Annotated in this window: 12 protein-coding genes; 6 read left to right on the top strand and 6 right to left on the bottom strand. The window is 71.2% G+C overall.

What is annotated here, in order from left to right:
• Nucleotides 1–22: 22 nt before the first annotated feature.
• From istB to WME73_RS18020, 3 genes are read right to left on the bottom strand one after another with little or no spacing between them, the layout of a single operon-like run.
• Nucleotides 23–829, bottom strand: a complete 807-nt coding sequence (istB, locus tag WME73_RS18010) for an IS21-like element helper ATPase IstB (RefSeq protein ID WP_437741864.1) — start codon at nucleotides 827–829, stop codon at nucleotides 23–25.
• A complete protein-coding gene (istA, locus tag WME73_RS18015) occupies nucleotides 816–2315 on the bottom strand; it encodes an IS21 family transposase (RefSeq protein WP_437741865.1) in 1500 nt (499 codons plus the stop codon). Before istA ends, istB begins: the two co-directional genes overlap by 14 nt.
• The gene (locus WME73_RS18020; RefSeq protein ID WP_437741866.1) at nucleotides 2312–2683 is read right to left on the bottom strand and encodes a hypothetical protein; all 372 of its coding nucleotides are present in this window, start codon (nucleotides 2681–2683) and stop codon (nucleotides 2312–2314) included. Before WME73_RS18020 ends, istA begins: the two co-directional genes overlap by 4 nt.
• Nucleotides 2684–3305: 622 nt before the next feature.
• On the opposite strand from WME73_RS18020, the gene WME73_RS18025 reads away from it, so the two are divergent.
• Both WME73_RS18025 and WME73_RS18030 read left to right on the top strand, forming a co-directional pair.
• Nucleotides 3306–6608 carry an ATP-binding protein gene (locus tag WME73_RS18025; protein WP_437916472.1) on the top strand — a complete coding sequence of 1101 codons (3303 nt, stop codon included), beginning with the start codon at nucleotides 3306–3308 and terminating at the stop codon, nucleotides 6606–6608.
• Between the two features lie 118 nt (nucleotides 6609–6726).
• Nucleotides 6727–8538, top strand: a complete 1812-nt coding sequence (locus WME73_RS18030) for a response regulator (RefSeq protein WP_437916473.1) — start codon at nucleotides 6727–6729, stop codon at nucleotides 8536–8538.
• 604 nt (nucleotides 8539–9142) lie between these two features.
• On the opposite strand, the gene WME73_RS18035 is transcribed toward WME73_RS18030, so the two are convergent.
• Both WME73_RS18035 and WME73_RS18040 read right to left on the bottom strand, forming a co-directional pair.
• Nucleotides 9143–9991 (bottom strand): oxidoreductase, encoded by an 849-nt coding sequence (locus tag WME73_RS18035; protein ID WP_437916474.1) that lies wholly within the window; start codon nucleotides 9989–9991, stop codon nucleotides 9143–9145.
• A 103-nt stretch (nucleotides 9992–10094) separates the two neighbouring features.
• Nucleotides 10095–12002 (bottom strand): M6 family metalloprotease domain-containing protein, encoded by a 1908-nt coding sequence (locus WME73_RS18040; protein WP_437916475.1) that lies wholly within the window; start codon nucleotides 12000–12002, stop codon nucleotides 10095–10097.
• A 305-nt stretch (nucleotides 12003–12307) separates the two neighbouring features.
• Between WME73_RS18040 and WME73_RS18045 the strand changes: the two genes are divergently transcribed.
• A complete protein-coding gene (locus WME73_RS18045; protein ID WP_437916476.1) occupies nucleotides 12308–13759 on the top strand; it encodes a sigma 54-interacting transcriptional regulator in 1452 nt (483 codons plus the stop codon).
• On the top strand, nucleotides 13756–17160 hold the full coding sequence (locus tag WME73_RS18050) for a protein kinase domain-containing protein (RefSeq protein WP_437916477.1): 3405 nt from the start codon (nucleotides 13756–13758) through the stop codon (nucleotides 17158–17160). Before WME73_RS18045 ends, WME73_RS18050 begins: the two co-directional genes overlap by 4 nt.
• A gap of 22 nt (nucleotides 17161–17182) precedes the next feature.
• Here the strand turns inward: WME73_RS18050 and WME73_RS18055 are convergent, their stop codons facing one another.
• On the bottom strand, nucleotides 17183–18076 hold the full coding sequence (locus tag WME73_RS18055) for a hypothetical protein (RefSeq protein ID WP_437916478.1): 894 nt from the start codon (nucleotides 18074–18076) through the stop codon (nucleotides 17183–17185).
• Nucleotides 18077–18553: 477 nt separating this feature from the next.
• Here WME73_RS18055 and WME73_RS18060 point away from each other — a divergent pair, with 477 nt between their 5' ends.
• Nucleotides 18554–19276, top strand: coding sequence for a hypothetical protein (locus WME73_RS18060; RefSeq protein WP_437916479.1), 723 nt, complete (start codon nucleotides 18554–18556; stop codon nucleotides 19274–19276).
• A 383-nt stretch (nucleotides 19277–19659) separates the two neighbouring features.
• Nucleotides 19660–20517: a hypothetical protein gene (locus WME73_RS18065; RefSeq protein WP_437916480.1), complete on the top strand. Its 858-nt coding sequence runs from the start codon at nucleotides 19660–19662 to the stop codon at nucleotides 20515–20517.
• Nucleotides 20518–20623 lie beyond the last annotated feature (106 nt).

The following is a 20623-nucleotide window of genomic DNA, read 5'->3' on the forward strand; positions in this document are numbered from 1 at the left end:
ATCGCACCCGGCGTCGCCCGGGTCAGCGCCTCTTCGCTGCCGCCGGGGCAGGCGGCGCGGCGGCCTCTGCCGTCGGCTTGGAGCGCGCCTCGCTCATGGCCAACGACTCCTTCTGCCGCCACGAGTCAGCATCGATGTCGAGGATGTGGCAGTGCTGGACGAAGCGGTCGATCAGCGCCGAGACGCACGCCGCGCCCGGAAAGACCGTGCTCCACTGCTTGAATGGCAGGTTCGTCGTCAGCACGAGCGATCGGCTCTCGTGCCTGCGGCTGATGAGGTTGTAGAGCAGATCGGCGGACTGACGGCTGCACGGCAGGTAGCCGATTTCGTCCAGGATCAGCAGCGACGGGGCAGTGTACTTTCGCAGCCGTCGCTCGAGGGCCGGCAGCGACTCCTGCTTGAGCAGATCCGCGAGCGCGGCCGACAGCGTCGTAAAGCGCACGGTGTAGCCGCGCTGGAGGGCGACCATGCCGAGGTTTTGGGCGAGCATGGTCTTGCCGACGCCGCTCGGACCTCGGAGCAGGACGTTGTGCCCCTTGGCGACGAAGTCGAGGGTCATCAGCTCCTCGACGAGCTCACGCTGGATCGTGCGCGGGTGGTTCCAGTCGAAGCGCTCGAGGGGCTTGAAGGTGCCGAGGGTCGCCGCCTTGGCGCGCGCGGCGAGGTTGCGCTCGGCGCGCTCGCGGCGGGCGATGGCGGCGAGCTCCTCGAACGTCTGCACCGGCGACAAGCGCGCCGTGGTCGCATGCGCGATGAGCGCGAGCAGCGCCTCGCGCGACACGCGTACGCCGAGGGAGTGAATCAGATCTGCGACGTCATCGTTGGGCATCGTAGGACTCCAGGTCGTGGGGAATCACGTCGCGATCGGGGACGTGGGCTCCGAGATCGATGTCGATGGGGACAGGGCCCTCGGCGGCGCGGCGACGCTCCTCGCAGAGCACGGCGAGGGCACCGGGATCGTGGGTGCCGCGGGCGATGGCCTCGCGCGCCGCAGCGCCGAGGATCTCGACGCCGTACAGGTCCAGAAGGCGCAGGGCCTTGGCGGTCATGAAGCCGACGTTGCGACCGGCCTCCACCCAGCGCTCTTGCAGGATCTCGAAGCCGGGGATCGCGGCACCGAGCCGCTCGCGCCCCTTGGCCTCGCGCGCGGCGCGCTTGTGGTCGAGCAGCTCGGCACGGTGCTCGGGCGCCTCGATGACCTGGCGTCGTCCCCAGCAGCGCACGTGCCGCGCAACCTCGGTGCCGCCGTCCAACAGCTGCACGGTCGTGTCACTGGCCACGAGCGTCAGCGTCTTGCCGTGGTGGAGCGACGGCGCCGAGTAGCGGTTTCCGTCGAAGTGGACGAAGGCGGTCTTGTCGACGGGCACGGGCTGGACGAGATCCGTCTCCGGCAGCGGGTCGGGCAACGCGAGCAGCCTCGTCCTCTCCTCCGCGAGCACCTGGTCGATGCGCCGCTCAGGCCATCGGGGGTGCGAGCGCACGTTGGCAATCTCGTCGAGGAAGACGAGCAGCTCGGCGTTGCCGCGATCGAGATCACGCATCGTGCGCGCGGCGAAGAAGCGGTCGCGCAGGAAGCGAATCGCCCGCTCGACCTTGCCCTTGTGCTGCGGTTTCCGCACGGCGCAGAGCCGCGGCGCGACGCGGAGCTGACCGGCGACCGCGAGCAGGTCCGGGTGGAAGCGCACGGCGTCGCCGTGGCGCTCGAGGACGACGGTCTTGGGGTTGTCGAACAGCCATTGTCTCGTAGCGCCGCCGAAGTAGCGGCACGCGCGCACGAGCGAGCGGCGGAGCGAGCTCGCGGACAGGTCGAGCACGAGCTCGCCCCAGATCGCGCGCGAGTACGACAGGACCATGACGAAGGCCCAGAGCTGGCGCGTGCCGCCCGCGACGCGCAGCTTGCCGACGTAGGCCCAGTCGATCTGGGCCTGCTCGGCGATGAGCGGCTCGACGCGGAGGAACGCCTCGCTCTTGGGCGCCGGGCGCACGAGCCGGACATGCCGTCGCACCGTGCGCATACTGCCCTCGTAGCCGCGCTCGACCAGCATGTCGTACAGGCGCGTGGCGCGGAGCCGGGGATACTGTGTCAGCGTCTCGATCACGAAGGCCTCGTAGCCGCGCAGCGGCAAAGGCACCTCGCTCACCGCGGCATCCGCGTCGCGAACGACGGGCCGCGAGCGCGCCCCCTTGCCGAGGCCGAGCACGCGCTCGACGGTGTCGTGGTGCAGACCGAGCTGCGTCGCGATGGTGCCGACCTTCCAGTGCTCGGCGAAGTGTAGGCGGCGAACCTCCGCCTCCTTGGCCTGGTCGATCGTCATCGACCGAGGCTCCTGCGAAGGCGATGCTCGCCACGGAAGTTACCGAGTCCCGGCAGGCGTTGCCCGCGGCGGGGCGGGGCGTCCATGAAGAGAGGCTCGACGATGTAGTGCAGCGTCGCGCGCGCGACGCCGAGGCCGTCGCACAAACCCAGCGCGAACAAGATGTCCTCGGACTCCGCAGAAACGACAGCACGGACCCTCTGGTCGTGCCAGAGCGCCATCGATTCGCACAGCATCGGCCCGGCGAACCGATGCGCCGGTGTGGCCACCGACCGCAGCCGGGCCTTCATCACCTCGTCGGGCCCCTGCGTCAGCAGCACCCGCGTCTCCCGCGCTGTCGCGGAGATCGTCATCACGAGTTCGTCCATTCCTTGACTCCCGCGGGCCGGCGGCGGCCACGTCGTCTGTCGACGTCGGCGCGCCGGTCCGCGGGCACACGCTGGCGGATGCGGGCAAGTTGTCGGAACCCGTATCCATCACGCGCCGGCCCCGTCGGACGCGGTAGGCACGCTGGTGATCCCGGTGATCGAGCCGCCCCTCAGCGGAGCGCTGGTGACGCAGCCGAGCCGCGCGCAGAGCCCGCTGGCGAGCCGCGGCGCGGCAGCCGCTGCCGCAGTAGACCTGCCCTCGATCACATCGGCCGCAGACGAAGAACATCTCGGCGCAGCACCCACAGCGGGCGAGCCGGAAGCTGTCTTGCACGAGTCCCCGGGCCAGCGCGCCGGGAAGTTGCCCTTGGCGGCTGGGTCGTGCGAGACAGGCCGAACATCGGTCTGTCGCCGATCCCCGGAAGGCCCTGGTCGCTACCCAGGGCCTTCTTCTTTCCGGCGCGCCGCTTGGGCGTGATCTCTACCGCCGCGCCTCGCCGGGGCGAACTTCCCGGCCGCCCGCGCCCGCCCCCAGGCGTCACGATGTGAGGGGCAGAAATCTGCGGATCGGGGTGGCCATTAACACGCGCTCATCACCGAGCTCGAGCCCGCCCTCACGCGCATGACCGTCGAGGACTGGAAGGCGCTGCCGAGGAGCACCGACCGCGCCCACGCGCTGCGGTGCAGCATCCTGGACGTGCTGGCGACCTGCGCCGTCTTCGGGATGCCCTCACTGAGCTGGTGCTGCCGGCCGATGATCGTGCTGGAGACCCTGCGGCACGGGCTGACGAAGAGCTCGTTCGCGGGGTGCGCGAGCACGGCTTTGCTCCTTTCGTACGCCCTGGAGAAGCTGCCTTTGGGGCGCCAGCTGATGGAGGCCATGCTGGCGCTCATTGATCAGTACGATGTTTCGCGCGCCACCGCGCTCTTGACCGCCACACTGGCTTCCCAGTACTGGACGTCGCCTTCGAAGGTGGGGGAACTGTTCGCGCGCGCCAGGCGCACCGCCGCCGAGGAGCGCGACCTGGTTTACGAGGCCTACAGCGAGGTCTGCGGGGCGACGTTCCAGCTGATCGCCGGAGCCGACCTTGATCGCGTCACGCGCGACCTCGACCGCATGGTCTACCGCGATCTCGCAGCCATGGACAGTCGGAACATCCTCGCCCGCTCGGCCGCCGCGCTTTCACAGGCTCCAGCCGCACACGGCATTGAGCAGACGCTCGAGGAAATCGCGCGGCTCGCGCGGGACGCGAAACCGACAATCTTCACGGCCGGCGCGATGGCGGGCTTTACCGGGCTCCACCTCGGCGCCGACGCGTGGGCGGTCGAGGCGGTCCTCGCCGTCGAGCCGGACTGGCAGATAACGTGGGGCGGCGCCCTGCTCCTTGCCTTCACGTTCACGCTCTGCGTGGCCGGAGCGCATGCCCTCCCCACCGCCGCCGCCGAGCGGCGTGCGCTGCTGGAGGACCGGCTGGCCTTCCACGGCGCGCGCCTCACCCTCTGGGCCCAGAGCTGCCCCGAGACCTTCGAGGCCATGCGCCTGCTGATGGAGGCGGGCCTCGCCCGCGCCCGGGGAGAGCACGAGGAGGCCGGGCGGCTGTACGACCGTGCCATTGAGCAGGCCCGCGACGACGGCCTGGTCAACACGGAAGCGCTCGGCCTGCGCCTCGCCGGCGAGCATCGCCTTGCCCGCGGGCACCGCGCCCTCGGCCGGGCCTATCTCACGGCCTCACACGACGCCTACCTGCGCTGGGGGGCGCGCGCAGCCGCCGCGCAGCTCGCCCTGCGCTACCCGGACAGCATCGCGACCTCGGGCCGCGCGGCCCTTGCGGACGGCGCGCCCGGCGAGCTGCCGGACGGGGCGTCCCTGCCGACGAGCACGACCATCACCAACCGCACGCTCAACGCGTACCTGGACATCGCCTCCGCGCTGCGCGCCGCGCAGGCGCTCTCCGGCGACCGAAACCTCGGCTCGCTCGTCGGCCGCATGCTCCGCCTGCTCGCCGAGTACTCCGGCGCCGAGCGCGCCGTGCTCGCCCTTGTGCAAGGCGGCGAGCTCGTCATCGCCGCCCAGCTCACCGCCAACCCTCAGCAACTGGAGCTTTCGCTGCACGAGCCCGTCGCCGGCTCGACGCGGCTGCCGGCCACGCTGGTGCAGTACGTCGCGCGCGGCAAGGAGCCGGTGCTGCTCGGGCAGGCCGCGGCCGACAGCCGCTTCAACGAGGACCTCTACCTGCTCGCCCACCGGCCCAGCTCGGTGCTGGCCGTGCCGCTGCTGCACCAGGGCCGCCTGTCAGGGGTGATGTACCTGGAGCATCCGAGCGTGAAGGACGCCTTTCCCGAAGCGCGCGTCGAGCTGGTCACGCTGCTCGGCGCGCTCGCGGCGACGGCCGTGGAGAACGCGACGTTTTATACCGAGATCTCCGCCTACAACGAGCGGCTCGCGCGCGAGGTCGCACAGCGCACGGCCGAGCTCATGGCCGCCAAGGAGTCGGCTGATAATGCCAACCGCGCCAAAAGCGATTTCTTGTCGAGCATGAGCCACGAGCTGCGCACGCCGCTCAACAGCATCCTCGGCTATGCGCAGGTGCTCGGCAAGCTGCCCGAGCTGCCTGCGAAAGCCGCCGACGCGGCCCGCATCATTCACACCGCCGGCACGCACCTGCTCAGCCTCATCAATGACGTGCTCGATCTGGCCAAGATCGAGGCCGGCAAGCTGGACCTGCACCCGACCGCGGTCGACCTGCCCGCGCTGCTTCGGACCGTGGCCAGCCTCTGCCGGGTGCGCGCCGCGCAGAAGGGCCTTTCGTTCGCCTACGAGCCTATCGGCCCCGAGCGGCTGGAGGTGCGCGCCGACGAGAAGCGGCTGATGCAGCTGCTGCTCAACCTGCTGGGCAATGCCATCAAGTTCACCGAGCAGGGCGGGGTGGTGTTGCGCGTGGAGGTGCTGGACCCGTCGGAGGACCAAAGGCGCACGGTGCGCTTCCAGGTCGAGGACACCGGCCCCGGCATTGCCCCCGAGCACCTTTCGTGCATCTTTGAGCCCTTCGAGCAGGTCGGCGACGAGAAGCGGTATGCGGAGGGCACGGGCCTTGGGCTCACCATTACCAGGGAGCTGGTCGAGCGGATGGGCGGCAGCATCGAGGTCAAAAGCCAGCTCGGCCAAGGCACCGTGTTCACGGTGACTCTCTGCCTGCTCGAGGTGACGGCGGCGAAGGGGCGCGCGGGGCTGTCGTGGGAGGCGATCCTCGGGTATGAGGGCAAGCGCCGCACGATTCTCGTCGTGGACGACAAGGCCGAGAACCGTGCGCTCTTGCGCGAGCTGCTCCAGCCGCTGGGCTTCGAGCTGCTGGAGGCCGACAGCGGCGAGCGGGCGCTCGCGCTGGCCGTCGAGCGAACACCGGACGTGATTGTGATGGACCTGGCCATGCCGGGCACGGACGGGTACGAGGCGACACGGCGCTTGCGGCAACGGCCCGAGCTCGTCCGAGCCGCGATCATCGCCTCGTCCGCCAGCATCTCGGAGGCCGCGCGGCAAACGAGCCTCAGCGCCGGATGCGACGACTTTCTGCCCAAGCCGGTGCAGGCCGGCGCGCTGCTAGAGCTGCTCCGAGCCACGCTCCAGCTCGAGTGGATACGCCGAGCGGGACCGGGCATGGCCGTGGCCCTTCCCACCATGACCGAGGCGGAGATTTGCATGCTCACGCCCCCACCGGCCCAGGAGCTGGCGCGGCTCCTTGAGCTGGCCAATGAAGGGTACATCTCCGGGGTGCTGAACGAGCTCGATCGGCTTGAAGAGGCAGACGGCTCGCGGCTCGGCGCATGGATCGGCCAGGTGCGCGCGGTGGCGAAGAGCTTCCAGACCAAGCGGCTCCGCGCCCTGCTCCGGATACAGCTCGACAGGGCGTCACGGCGGCTCCCGTGACCGCGCCTCCCGATCGAGGACAATGGCGGGCGCGCCCAGGCCGAAACCCCTGCGGCTGGCTGGGGTGTACGGTTGTTGCGCCGGTTCACACTGCCGCTACTTTGTTGTGGGTTTCCCGATGACCAGAACCTCAAAGCCCTGTGCTCAGTCGTATACAATTCTGATTGTTGACGATGTGCTCGCCAGCGTGGCTGAGGTCATGGCTCAGCTCGAAGAGCGAGGCTTTCGGGTGACAGTCGCCCAGGATGGTGAAGACGCGCTGGAGCAGGTCGAGTTCCGTTCGCCCGATCTGATCCTCCTCGACATATTGATGCCGGGAATGGATGGCTTTGAGACATGCCGGCGCCTGAAAGCATCTGAACGCACCAAAGGCATCCCCGTGATCTTCATGACCTCTCTGGGAGAGACGGCGCATAAAGTGGCCGGGTTTGACGCTGGCGGCGTCGATTACGTCGTCAAGCCGCTGGAGATCAATGAGGTTTTAGCGCGAATCAAGACACACCTGGCCTTGTATTCGCTGCGCGCGCAGCTCGAGGTGCAGAACGCGCAGCTGCGGCGGGAAATCAAGAAGCGCGAGCGATTCGAGGCCGCGCTGCGGCGCGCCCACGATAAGCTGGAGCGGAGAGTGGCGGAACGCACGGCCGAGCTCGCCGCGGCCAATGAGATTCTGAGGCATGAGATCGCCGAACGCAAGCGGGCAGAGGGAGAGCGGGAGAGGCTTTTAGCCAGTGAGCAGGCGGCGCGCTCCAAGGCCGAGACCGCCGACCGGCTGAAAGACGAATTCCTCTCCACGCTCAGCCACGAGCTGCGAACCCCATTGACCGCTATCCTCGGCTGGGCGCAGCTTCTCCTCCGCATGGACAATCGCGACGTGCCCAAGGTGCAGCGCGGGCTCAAGGTTATCGAGCGCAATAGCATGGCCGAGCTGCGGCTCGTCGAGACGCTCCTCGACGTCTCCAGCATCATCCGCGGCAAGATGGACCTGAAGCCGCAGTCGGTCAGCATGGCCGAGGTCATTCAGGCGGTCCTCGAATCTGTAACTCCAGTTGCGGAAGCGAAGCGCGTCTGTCTCTCGCTATCGCTCGGCGGGGCGACCAGCAGGGTCTGGGGCGATCGCGGCCGCCTCGAGCAGATCGTGGGAAATCTGCTCAGCAACGCCATCAAATTCACGCCCCCAGGCGGGCGCGTGGCTGTGTCGCTGGAGGAGGTGGGAGCGATGTCTCAACTCCGCATCAGCGATACCGGCGAGGGAATAAGCGCAGATATTCTTCCCCATGTGTTCGACCAGTTTCGCCAGGCCAATAGCTCGACCACGCGCCGGCACGGCGGACTTGGCCTGGGGCTCGCAATCGTGCGGGATTTGGTGAGAATGCACGGCGGCACGGTTCGCGCGGAGAGCGGCGGTGAGGGTCAGGGCGCGGTGTTCACCGTCGACTTGCCTCTGATGCCGGTGGTCGAGGAGACCGCAACGCCGCCTTTGGCTGGCGCAGGGGAAGGCGGCGTCGGGTTGCTCCCCTCAATGCTGACCGGACTGCGCGTGCTCGTGGTGGACGACGACTCCGACGTGCGGGAGCTTTTGACGTGCATCTTGGGAGAGGCAGGGGCGGAGGTACGCGTGGCGGCGGCAGCTCGGGAAGGCCTTGAATTGCTCCAAGAGTGGCGCCCGGACGTCCTCGTGAGCGATATCGGGCTGCCGGACGAGAGCGGTTATGCGCTGATTCGAGCGGTTCGGGCGCTGCCCGTCAATCAGGGCGGTCAAACGCCCGCGATCGCGCTGACCGCCTACGCCGACCAGCGCGCCCGCGAACAGGCTTTATCGGCGGGATACGAGATGCATATCCCCAAGCCCGTCGAGCGTACCACATTGATGAACGTAGTCGCCAGGCTGGGCACCCGCGACAGGTGCACACTGGCCGGGACGGCAAGTTGACTCGGCGCCCCTGCTCCTGGGACGCCTGGCGGACGCCTTCGACCTGAGCAAGGCCTTCTGGGCGGTTCCGATTGGGCTCGCCACCATGGCGATCCTTCTCCTTCTGGAGCGGCGTCACGCGGGAAAGCTCGCGCCGATCGCTGTTTCAGGCGCCCCTCGATCGCCGTTTCAGGCACCCCGACAAGAGGATAAAGGCGGTCAGTGAGACCGCGAAGGTGCTGAGGTTCACCTGCTGTTGGTCGCTGCTGCCTGGCAGCCCAAAGGAAAGCCGCTCATAGGTGCTGAAGAGCCAGAGCGGCTGCGGAGCGTAGGAAGGCGGCGCTCGCCGGTGAAGGCACAGGGGCCGCGCCGCGCGAAAGCACTGTGTCAGTCGCGCGGTTGGTACAGCTCGGATCCTGGCGCCCGGGGCAAGCCGGCGAGGACTACCAGGGCCCGACTGTGGTGGAGCTCGACACCGGGAAGCGTCGCGACCTCCTGCCGGACGAGGCGAGGGGAGGGATGGGCTTCTGCTGGGCAGACATGCGCTTCGAGCTGTCGGCCGCGATGCTCGTCGTCGACGGGTGCTTCTGGCCGTGCTCGCGCCTCCGGGGGCGTCAACCTCGCTTCACTTCGGAAAGTCCGTCGACTCGGCGACGGCGCGCCACGCGGCGAGCTCCTGCGCCACGAGCGCGTTCTTCGCCTCGATCGCGGCGACGGCGTCGCTGCCGAGCGGGAGGCGGAGCGGGGGATTCTTCGCGCGGGTGAGCTCGACGACCACGCGCGCGAGCCGCGCCGGGTCGCCAGGCTGCTGGAGGCTGACCGTCTTCGCGTGGCTCCGGACCTTGCCCGCGGTGTCCGCATAATCGGCGATGACCTTGCCCGTCTCGACGACGGACTTCGCCTCCAGGAACTCCGTCCGGAAGTAGCCCGGCTCGATGATCGTCACCGCGATGCCGAGCGGCGCGAGCTCGGCGTGGAGCGCCTCCGAGATCCCCTCGACGGCGAACTTCGTCGAGCAGTAAACGCCGAACCCGGCGCCCGACCGGTAGCCGCCGAGCGACGAGATGTTCAAGATCTGGCCGGCGCGCTGCTTCCGGAGCTGCGGGAGCACGGCGCGCGTCACCGCGAGGAGGCCGAACACGTTCGTCTCGAAGATGCGCCGGACCTCGTCGCCCGAGGTCTCCTCGATCGCGCCCATGACGCCGTAACCGGCGTTGTTCACGAGAACGTCAATCCGGCCGAACCGAGCGACGGCCGCCTCCACCGCGGCGGCGACCGACGCCTCGTCCGTCACGTCGAGCGCGACGGGGAGGAGCGCCTCGGGCCGCCCGAAGCGGTCCGTGATGCTCTTCGGATCACGCGCGGTGGCGACCACCCGATCGCCGGCGACGAGCGCCGCCTTCGCGATCTCCGCGCCGATGCCGCGCGACGCGCCCGTGATGAACCACACCCGCTCGTTCTTGCTCGTTTCCATGGGGATCTCCTCTTCGTTGCCCGGGGCGCTGCGCCCCTCACACGACGGAAGATGCAACATCCCGAGACGGTCACTCGCTTCCGCGGGCGGGAGGCCAAGCCGCTCAGTCGCACTCCCCGACGCTCCACATCCCGGGCGCCTCCACGTGGAGCGTGACGATCTCGTCCTCGTCGAACCCGAGCGCCTGATGCACGCCCGTAGTGCGGTATCCAAGGAAGATCTGGTCGTCCCCGAGGTCGACGATCTGCTTGTGGGCGCGGCCGTGGATCTCGTGCTCCGCCACGGACGCGGTGATCGCGTTGCAGGCGAAGGGGACATAGCTCACGTGCGCGAGCATGATCGGCCCGGAGATGTTGAACTCCGTGACCGAGAGCCCGGTGAACTGCCCGTCCGCGTCGTCGCTGCTCGGGTCGGTGAACGGCGTGAAGGTCCGGCCTCCCTCCTCGTTGTAGAGGTTGGCGAGGGAGCTCGGCGAGCTCGGGTTGCTCGCCATGAACGCGATCTTCCCGGCGCCCGCCTTCTTCGCCTCGTCGACGCGGTAGATCGCCACGCCGCCGGGGAGATCATCGAAGTCGAGCCAGCGCTGCAGGCCGCGGTCGTATCCCTCGTTCTGGCGGTTGTCGATCAGGAAGTACTGGTCCGGATCCGAGGTCTCGATCTTGTAAATCGTCGGCGCGACGCCCTGCCCGAGGAACTCCGCGCCGGCCGTCCGGACGATGGCAATGTCCTGCGGCGGGGACCCGGGCTCGATCACCGTCGGCGCCAGGAATCCGGCCTTGATCCGGCTCCAGGCGCCCATCGCCACGGGCACCGAGCCCGCGGGCGAGCCGCTCGTGCTCCCCCAGCTCCCGCTCGCCATCACGCACCATGAACCGAGCGGGGTAGGGCCCTTGTAGAGATCCGGGAGGCCGACCGCCGAGTGCCCGAGCTCGTGCACGATGACCCCCACGGTGGCCGGCATCGTGGTGGGCACGCCGCCGACCGAGTGGACCTGCCGTTCGCCGAGCGCGGCGTAGCCGGTGAGGACCTTCCCGTCGAGGGTGATCGGGTCCTCGAAGCCCTTCGCATGGGCCCAGATGGAGGGCGTCTTGCTCGTGTTCGCGGTCTCGTAGCCGGCCACGATGAAGACCGTGTTGAGCTCGTCGCCGCGGACCTTGCCGTCTGCGTTGGTGTCGTAGGAGGCGAAGTTGACGAAGGGATCCGCCAGCACCAGCGCCTCCTTCAGGTAGAGCTGAAGGAGGGAGAAATCCTTCTTGCTGTTGGGGTGCGCGAACGGGAGCTTGATCCGGACGATGCCGTCGTTGGCGGTGCCCTGGGTCTCCTTCGCGCGGGTGAAGGAGAACTTCCCGCGCGACATGTCGGCGTAATAATGGTTCACCGAGCCCGGGAGGCTCCCGTACATCGTCTGCTTCCAGTACGCGAGGTCGGTGTTGAAGTTGCCGGTGAACGCGCCTGGCGTGGCGAGCCCGCCCCCCTGGGTGAACTCCAGCAGGATGGTCAGCAGGGGGCGCCGGATCCCGGAGATCACGGTCGGATTCGCCGCGAACGAGAGCGCGCCCCGGGAATGTGCGATCTCCGCCTCCCAGAGGGTATCGAGCGCCTCGTCGTCGATGCGCTGGAGCAACGCCGGATCCACGGGGCCGCCCTGCCCGCGGAGATCGCGGACCAGCACCCCGGAGGGGACGAGCCTGAGGGCGCCGCGCGCGTCCGATCCGAGCTCGGCGACCTCGTAGTCGCCCGAGAGGTCGTTGAGCACGACGGCGGTGCCGTCCGCCATCCGGAGGTAGTCGAAGTGCTCGTCGCCGATCACCTCGGCGCGGAAGGTCGCGCCCGTCGTGTCGAGCGGGATCTCGCGCAGCCCGGGCTCGGCGCTCACCGCGGCCGCCGGGCGGCTCGCCGAGACGGCGCTCGCCAGCACGGCGAGCGCGACGAGCCCGAGCCGCGCCGATCGGCGCGCGCCGGCGATCCCCTGGTGATCCACGTTGCCCGCGCCGCTGTTTCGAGACGTCATGTCCGCATCCTCCTCAATCCGCGTTTCGCCGCGTTCGAGGGGCGCATCGCAACGCATGTGCCGGAATCGGTCTGCAGCGCGAATCGCCGCGTTCCGAGGCTGATCCGCGCGTCTCCGGCGAGCGCTTCGCCCCGCGCCGACACGCCGCCGGGACAGCTGTCACGCGCGCGCGACGGGCGCTGTCGCGGCGGCGTGACAGCGGTCCTGCAGGCGCTCCACCGGTGCGCGTGCGCGTGCGGTGCAGGCGCGGGCGCGGCTCGCGGGCGCGCCGGTTCCGGGTTGACGCGGCCCCCTCCAGGGGCACCATGGCGATCATGGGCGACGATCCCGGGGAGGCCTGCACGCTCACGAGCTTCGATGAGGGGCGCTCTCTCCGGCTCCCGGCCGTTTCGGTGACCGTCACCCTCCCGGACCGGCGCACGCTCACCGCGCCGCTCGATCTGCGCCCCCTCCTCGTGGGCGCGGGCGCCGACTGCGATCTGGTCCTCGCCGATCCACGCGCCTCGCGCAGGCACTGCGAGATCCGGCTGACCGAGCACGGCGTGCTCCTGCGCGACCTGGGCAGCAAGAACGGCACGCTGATCCGCGACGTCCGGATCCGCGAGGCCTTCCTCCCGCCGCGCGTCCCCGCCACGGTCGGCGGCTCCGAGATCGTCGTCGGCCCTGCGGGGCCGGCGGCCGTCCTGCCGCTCTCCGGCGCGGACGCGTTCGGCGAGGCGGCGGGGCGGAGCCTCCCCATGCGCGCGCTGTTCGCCCGGCTGGAGCGCGCGGCCCCGACCGACGAGACGCTGCTCCTGCTGGGCGAGTCCGGCACCGGCAAGGAGGTGCTGGCGCGGGCGATCCACGCGCAAAGCCGCCGCAAGGACGGCCCCTTCGTGGTCGTGGACTGCGGCGCCATCGCCCCGAACCTCGTGGAGAGCGAGCTCTTCGGCCACGCCCGGGGCGCGTTCACGGGCGCCGCGGCGGCGCGGCCGGGCCTGCTCGAGCAGGCGAGCCGCGGCACGCTCTTCATCGACGAGATCGGCGAGCTCCCGCTCGAGCTCCAGCCGAAGCTCCTCCGCGCCATCGAGGGGCGGCAGATCCGGCGGCTCGGCTCGAACGAGTGGCTCCCCTTCGACGCGCGGATCGTGGCGGCCACGCACCGGAACCTGCGCGCGAAGGCCCAGGACGGCTCGTTCCGGGCCGATCTCTACTTCCGGCTCTCGGTGGTGGAGGTCCATGTCCCCGCGCTCCGGGAGCGCAAGGACGACATCCCGCTCCTCGTCGAGCGCTTCCTCGTCGCGCGGGATCCGCCGCGCGCGCTCGCGGACCTGCCGCCGGGCGCGCTCCCGCTGCTGGAGGCGTACGACTGGCCGGGGAACGTGCGCGAGCTCCGGAACACCGTCGCGCGGCTCGTCCTCTTCCCCGAGCTGCTCCACGAGGTCATCGGCGCCGCGCCGCCGGCGCCGCAGGGGAGCCTGAGCGCGGAAGCAACGCGGCCCGATCCCTCGGGCGCGGCGCCCTCCGGAGCGGCTCCGTCGGACGCGGCGCCCTCCGGCGCGTTGCCGGCAGGGCCCGGGGACGCCCGCCTCCGCAGGCTCCTCGAGCTGCCGCTGCCCGAAGCGCGGGAGGTCGTGCTGGAGGAGCTGGAGCGCGCCTACGTCACCGAGAAGCTCCGCCAGCACGGGGGCAACATCTCGCACGCGGCCGACGCGATGGGCGTCTCCCGTCAGCTCGTCCACCGGCTGCTCCAGCGCCACGGCCTCCGCGCCCGATGATCGTGCCCGTGGACGGCGACGAGCCCCGCGTCGACGCCCCGCCGTGGCCGCGGCGCGGCCGCGACGACGCGACCGTCACCGGCCCGGCCACGCCCGGGGCTCCACCCGCCGCGCCCGGGGCTTCGCCCGCTGCGCCCGGGGCTTCGCCCGCTGCGTTCGAGGCCACGTCCGATCTTGGCCTCGGCGAGGAGAGCCGGCGCTCCGCCGACGCGCGCGGGTCCACGCCCGCCGCGCCCTCGTCGATCCCACCCTCGCCGATACCGCCCTCGCTCCACGCCCGCTTCGAGGACTTCCACCTCCTCGGCCGCGGCGGCATGGGCGTCGTCTACCGGGCCCGGGATCTCCGGCTCGGCCGGCGCGTCGCCATCAAGCTCCTCTCGGCGGGCGCGCAGATCGACGGGAGCTTCCTGCGCGAGGCGCGCTCCCAGGCGCGGCTCCGCCACGAGAACGTCTGCGAGGTTTACGAGGCAGGCGTCGCCGATCACGTGCCCTTCCTCGTCATGCGCTGCATCGACGGCCTCTCCCTCCAGGACGCCCGCGGCGACCTGACCCTCGAGGAGAAGGTGCGCGTGGCCCGGGCCATCGCCGCCGCGCTCCACGAGGCGCACCGGCTCGGGCTCGTGCACCGCGACGTCAAGCCGAGCAACGTCATGCTGGAGCGGGGCACGGACGGCGCCTACCGCCCCTACCTCATGGACTTCGGCATCGCGCGCGAGGCGGGGGAGAGCGGGCCCACCCTCACCGGCGCCCTGCTCGGAACCCCCGCGTACATGGCGCCCGAGCAGGCCGCGGGGCGGGTGCACGCCCTCGATCGGCGGACCGACGTCTACGGCCTGGGCGCGACGCTCTACGCGCTGCTCGCCGGCCGCCCTCCGTTTACCGGGGGCACCGTGATGGACGTGCTCCGCCAGGTGCTGGAGGCGGACGCGCCGCCGCTCCGGACCCTGGACCGCGACATCCCCCAGGATCTCGAGGCGGTGGTGATGCGCTGCCTCGAGAAGCAGCCCGGCGCCCGCTACGAGTCGGCGCGCGCGCTCGGCGAGGATCTGCAGCGTTTCCTGGACGGCGATCCCGTGCTCGCGCGCCGCGCCTCCCTCGGCCGCCGCCTGGCCCGGGCTGCGCGGCGGCACCGGGCGGCCGTCGCGGGCGTGACCGCGCTGCTGCTCGCGGCGCTGGTCGTCGCCGGCCTCCTCGTCCGCGGCCGGCGCGCCGCCGCGGAGCAGGCCAACCTCGCCCGCGAGCTCGGCGAGACCGTGAAGGAGATGGAGCTCTTCCTGCGCGCCGCCCACGCGATGCCGCTCCACGACGTCGAGCGGGAGCGCGACGTGGTCCGCGCCCGGCTCGCGGCCGTCGAGGCCCGGATGGCGACAGCGGGCGAGGTCGGCCGCGGCCCCGGCGAGTACGCGCTCGGCCGCGGCCTGCTCGTGCTCCAGGAGCCGCGCGCCGCGCTCGACCACCTCCGCGCGGCCGAGCGGGCCGGGTATCGATCACCGGGGCTCGACCACGCTGCCGGCGTGGCGCTCTCCGAGCTCTACCGCCGCGCCCTGGAGGAGACCCGCCGCATCCGCGACCCGGCGCAGCGCGAGGCCCGGATCGCGGCGCTCGAGGTCGAGTACAAGGCCCCGGCGGTCCGGCACCTCCGCGCGGCGCTGGGCGGCGCCGGCGAGGCGCCGGCGCACGGCGCCATCGAGGCGCCCGCCTATGTGGAAGGGCTGCTCGCGTTCGCCGAGGGCAGGCACGACGAGGCGCTGGAGAGGGCCCGGGAGGCGTTCGCGGCGGCGCCGTGGCTCCACGAGGCGAAGAAGCTGGAGGGCGACGTGCTCTTCGCCCTCGGGAGCCGCCACCGCCACGACGCCGCCGCCTTCGACTTCGACCGGATGAAGGGCCACTTCGACCGCGCCGCCGAGGCGTACCGGATCGCCGCCGATCACGGCCGGTCCGACCCCTCGGTCCACGCCGCCGCGTGCGAGCTCTGGACCCAGACCATGAACGCCGCCGGCAAGCGCGGCGACTCGATGCGCCCGAGCTTCGAGCGCGCGCGGGCGGCCTGCGAGCGGGCGCTCGAGGCGAGCCCGCGGAGCCCCGAGGCGCTGGTCAAGCTCGCCTGGGTCCACAACTGCTTTGCCTGGTGGGCCGCGAGCGGCATGCAGCCGGGCGAGGACGCCGAGGCCGCCCTGCGCGCCGCGACCGCGCGCGCCGAGGCGGCGCTCGACAGGAGCCCGGACGACGCCTTCGCCCGGTACGTCGCCGCCGCGGTCGCCCGCGCGCGGGCGTACCACGCCGACATGCTCGGCCGCGACCAGCGCGCGGACCTGGAGCGCGCCATCCAGGGCTACGAGGCCGCGCTCCAGCGCGAGCCCGACTTCGCCTGGGCCCTCGCCGAGCTCTGCTCCGTCCACGCCGAGCTCGGCCGCCACGACTCCCTGCACGGCCGCGACCCGAGCCGCTCCTTCGAGCGCGCGGGGGCCCGCTGCGACCAGGTCCTCGCGCTCGACCCGGGCCTCGACGGCGCGCGCACCTCGCGGCTCGTCACCGGCGTCTACGAGGCAGAGCACCTCGTCCGCGCCGGCCGCTCCCCCGAGGAGGCGGTCCAGCGGACACACCGGGTGATTGATGCGATGCATCAAAAGGACCCTTCCTGGGGCTGGGCGCCCTACTGGCGGGTCTGGCTGGATCATGCGCTCGCGCTGCACGCGCTCGACGCGGGCGCGGATCCCGGCCCGGCGCTCGCGCGCGTCCGGGCGAGAGCGCTGGAGGTGGCGCCGGACGCGACCGCCTTCCCGGAGTCGCTGCGGGCGATGCTGGCGGTGCCCGAGGCGCGCGTCGGGGTCGCGCGGGGTGAGGACCCGTCGCCCTCGATCCGGATCGCGCGCGAGGCGCTCGATCGCCAGATCGCGGTGGCGCCCTGGGACGTGTCGGACCGGCTGCAGCGCGCCGAGGTGGAGCTGCTCGCCTACCGGTGGAGCGCGCAGCGCGGCCGGCCGGACGCGGCGCGGCTCGACGCGGCGCTCGCCGTGCTCGACCCCCTGCTCGGCGGGCAGCGCGCCGACCCCCGGCTCCCCGCGCTGCTGGCCGAGATCCACGAGGCCCGCGCCGCCCACCGGGCGGACCGCGGGGGGGACGCCGCCGCCGACATCGCGGAGGGGCTCCGGCATGCGGACGCGGCGCTCGGGCTCCACCCGCAGTTCGACCGGGCGCTCGTGGCCCAGGGCGGGCTCTGGCTGCTGCGCGCCGCGGCCGCGCCCGGCGCGGCGGCCCGGCGGGAGGCCGCCCGGCGCGGGGTCGAGGCCCTGGAGGCGGCCCTCCGGGCGAACCCGCTGCGCGCCCGGACCGAGGGCGCGCGCCTCGCGGAGGCGCGGCGGCTCGCGGGCCAGGTGCCCGACCCCGCCGCACCGCCCTGACCGCCCCCGCGGCCCACGGCGCTCACCGGAGGAACAGCGCGGGATCGATCGTGCGCTCGCGCCTGGGCTCACGGCACCAGTCGGGCTCGATGTCCGTCAGCCACGTCATCGTGCACGGCATTTCGTTGCAGATGAACTGGCCGTGCCCCGGGAGCCCGACGGGCTGGCAGGTGCCGTCATCGATGCTGTCCGCCAGGGGCCCCATGTAGTTGAGGCCGCAGGCCCCCTCCTTGTAGCAGTACCGCTGCTTCAGCGCCGACTCAGGGTCGACATCGCATTGGGCGATGAACGGGGCCGTCGCATAGACGAACACCATGGCGCCGAACGCGGTCGAGGGGACCGCGCACCAGAGCGCCTCGCGGTGAATGTACTCGGTGTGAGGATCCCCGTCGTCGGTCACGTGGGTGCCCGTGAGCAGGACGCTGAGGCCGTCGGTCACGTCGTTGACGTAGGCGATCACGCACTCCAGCACGTTGCCGATCACGGCATCGGAGAGCCCCTCCTCCGTCCAGGCCGACGCGCTGCTCACCATCCCTCGCCCCAGGTAGACCTCCTCGCCGTGGTGCACGACGGTGCCATTGGCGGCGGCGCAGCGGACGGTGTGAGCGAAGACCTCCTTGCCGTCCACGCCCCCGGGGGCCGCCGCGTCGAGGATCTTGGTGTCGAGGATGTCCGGGTGGATCTGGTCGCCCTGGAGCAGCGGGCCCCGCAGCGCCGCGACCACCGCGTACTTCCAGGTGTGCCACGCGAGCTTCGGGGTGCCGTTGGTGTCCGGGATACCGGGCTTCATCCCCGTCGCCTCGAGCCCCGGCCCGGCGAGCTCGACGTCGATCTCCGACTCCGACGCCGGCGCGCAAGCCGCCATGAGGAGCCCGACGCCCATCACCATCCCGTGCGCACCGACTGAGCGCTTCATCGCGATCTCCTCGTCCAGAGAGTTTCGAGCCTTCGTTCACGGCAACGGCGAGCTCGCCGAGCGTGGACACAAGCGGCCATGATCGCCGCGCTGCGTGCCGGGGACAAGGAGCATGCGCCGTGCCATGTTTGGGAGCGGCGCGGCGGCGGCGGATCGCCGGCGCGTCTCCCGGCGAGGTGGTACGGCGGCGTGACAGGTGACCGCCGCGCGGGACAGCGGGTGTTGCGGCGCCATGACAGGTGCTCGTCGGAGCTGCCGGAGCTGTCGGAGCGAGGGGGGCGGCGAGAGGGGGCGTCGCCGGGCCGCGGAGAGGGGATGTTCTCCTCGCTCCCTGGAGATCCAGGCCAATTCAACGGGAGGGAGCGCGGAGAAAAATCGACCGAGGCCGTGTCGGGTCCGCGGGGCCTTTTGCGGGAGTAGGGGAAAGAGGGCGCGATCCGCGCGCTCCACGATCGCCTTCTGCCCGAGGTACACGCCATGAACAAGCCGTCGTCGCTCTCCGTTTTCCTCTCGCTCGTTCTCGCCGCGGTTGGCTGCGGCAGCACGGAGCCCGTCGAATCCGAGACGACGGGGCCCGCGCTGGAGGCCCTGCGGGGGAGCCGTTACTGCGAGATCCTGCTCGGCGACGCGGATCTCGGCGCGGGATCGGTGACGATCGACGTGTACAACACGCAGGGCCTGAACGAGTGCCCCGAGGCGGCGTGGGTCGCGGTCGACGAGGCCGAGGTGAAGGCCGAGACGAGGGCGGACGTGGTGGTCATGAACGGCCCGCGCCACTGGATGATCGACAGCTTCGAGGGCTCGAAGGTGCTCGATCCGGAGGTGCGCACGCTCGGAGGCATCGAGATGCGCAAGACGGGCACGCTCACGCTCGCGCTCGCCGAGGCTTCGGGCAAGGCGAAGCCCTACGAGACACGCACCGTGCGGCGCGACACGACGTGGGGCTACGACGCGGGCAAAACCGTCCACGAGCTCGTCGATCCGGAGGGCGCGATCTACGATATGCAGTCGTACAGCGTGCAGGAGGTGCAGCAGGACGAGGCGTCGCTCGCTAAGCTCGGCGAGACATTGACGCTTCCCGACGGCTGGGCGTTTCGAACGCGGGTGATCGGCGAAAAGCTCGAGGTGGAGGCGGTGGACGGGCTCGCCGTCGTGGTGCAGGACGACTTCGGGAATACCTATCAGCGCTCGCAGCAATAGCGAGCGGCAGCTTCTCGACGGCCAGCACGGCCCGCGCTTCGTCGGGTAGCACTCCTCGCCATCACGCGGCGTGCTCGATGCGAGGGGCCGCGGCATCGACAGGCGTGCGCGGTGATAGGATCGTGCTCGATAAGCGGTCGCGACGCGCCGACGGAAGCGTTGCGCAACAGCGCAATCCGTTGCGGATCATGACGGGGCATTGCGCTCAGCCCCTCGCTGTCTGAGACGTTTCGCCGAGACATTCACGCATCTCGCGCCGGCACGTGGGTTGCCGTGCAGCCACGCCGCAACGAAACCACGGCGTGTCGCCACGGCGGCAGGCCAGAACCCATCAGACATCACAGGAGGTTTCCCCCGTGAGTGAATCACCGATGTTTTCGACCATGGTCCTCCCCCAGGAGCTCGTCGCGGACGACGTGATCGGTCTCCGAGATCAGATGAGCGCGCGGATCGCGGCGGTGCTCCGGCCGAAGGGCGGTAAGCGCAAAGAGGGCGACGCGCCGCTGCCCAAGGGGGTCGAGCCCGTCGCGGCGCTGCCGCCGCACATCGACAGACCGTGGAAGCGGTTCGAGGCGGCCGCGACGGAGCTTCAGGGGTTCCGCGGCCTGCGGGCGAGCGCGCAGGCCGACCAGCGCCATTCTGGGACGAGCGAGGCCGAGCGGAGCGCGGCGAACACCGACAGCGACGACCGATGGCGCGCGCTCGAGCAGTGGAACGCGGGAGCCGCCGGGCTCTCCGAGGATGGGCAGACGCCGTCGCCGTCCGACGCGCGCTGGCTGTACGCGCAGCTCTTTCCGGCGCCCGAGGGGCTTCGCTTCATCACGCGCCGGCCCCGGGTCCAGTGGGCCGCGATGGTGCAGCGGATGAAGACGCTGGAGGAGGAGCGCGCCCAGGCGGTGATCGAGCAGTTCGGCGGGACCCGGCACTACCGGCAGCTCGTCGCCGCCCACGCGCGCTTCGGCGAGGCGTACGGCTTCACGACCGTGGTGCTCGCCAAGGACGGCGGGCCGACCGATGGCCGGCCGCAGTGGAGCGCCGCCCGGGATGCGCTGCGGAGCCTGATCCAGAAGATCGAGAGCCACGCCGACCCGGAGATCCCGGGGAGCGAGGCGCTGGCCGCGTTCCTGCTGGCGCCCTACGTCGAGATGGTCGGCGACCTCGCGAAGCCCCGTCGAAGAGCATCCGCCACAAAGCCCGAAGCCGTCCCGGCGCCACCGCTCGGGGCGGGCGGGACGCCCTGAACCCATCCGGGTGAGCCGGCTCCTCCACGCGGGAGACGAGTGGCACTCGTCTCCCGGTGGACGTGCCTCCAAGAAAAGACGAGTGGCACTCGTCTCCCGGTGGACG

The organism is Sorangium sp. So ce302, assembly GCF_051530145.1.
Classification (GTDB): domain Bacteria; phylum Myxococcota_A; class Polyangia; order Polyangiales; family Polyangiaceae; genus Sorangium; species Sorangium cellulosum_B.

Coding starts and splice junctions, on each gene's coding strand:
- istA (WP_437741865.1), bottom strand. CDS start 2,315: ATGACGATCGACCAGGCCAAGGAGGCGGAGGTTCGCCGCCTACACTTC.
- WME73_RS18030 (WP_437916473.1), top strand. CDS start 6,727: ATGACCAGAACCTCAAAGCCCTGTGCTCAGTCGTATACAATTCTGATT.
- WME73_RS18040 (WP_437916475.1), bottom strand. CDS start 12,002: ATGACGTCTCGAAACAGCGGCGCGGGCAACGTGGATCACCAGGGGATC.
- WME73_RS18060 (WP_437916479.1), top strand. CDS start 18,554: ATGAACAAGCCGTCGTCGCTCTCCGTTTTCCTCTCGCTCGTTCTCGCC.
- WME73_RS18045 (WP_437916476.1), top strand. CDS start 12,308: ATGGCGATCATGGGCGACGATCCCGGGGAGGCCTGCACGCTCACGAGC.
- istB (WP_437741864.1), bottom strand. CDS start 829: ATGCCCAACGATGACGTCGCAGATCTGATTCACTCCCTCGGCGTACGC.
- WME73_RS18050 (WP_437916477.1), top strand. CDS start 13,756: ATGATCGTGCCCGTGGACGGCGACGAGCCCCGCGTCGACGCCCCGCCG.
- WME73_RS18025 (WP_437916472.1), top strand. CDS start 3,306: ATGACCGTCGAGGACTGGAAGGCGCTGCCGAGGAGCACCGACCGCGCC.
- WME73_RS18035 (WP_437916474.1), bottom strand. CDS start 9,991: ATGGAAACGAGCAAGAACGAGCGGGTGTGGTTCATCACGGGCGCGTCG.
- WME73_RS18055 (WP_437916478.1), bottom strand. CDS start 18,076: ATGAAGCGCTCAGTCGGTGCGCACGGGATGGTGATGGGCGTCGGGCTC.
- WME73_RS18065 (WP_437916480.1), top strand. CDS start 19,660: ATGGTCCTCCCCCAGGAGCTCGTCGCGGACGACGTGATCGGTCTCCGA.
- WME73_RS18020 (WP_437741866.1), bottom strand. CDS start 2,683: ATGGACGAACTCGTGATGACGATCTCCGCGACAGCGCGGGAGACGCGG.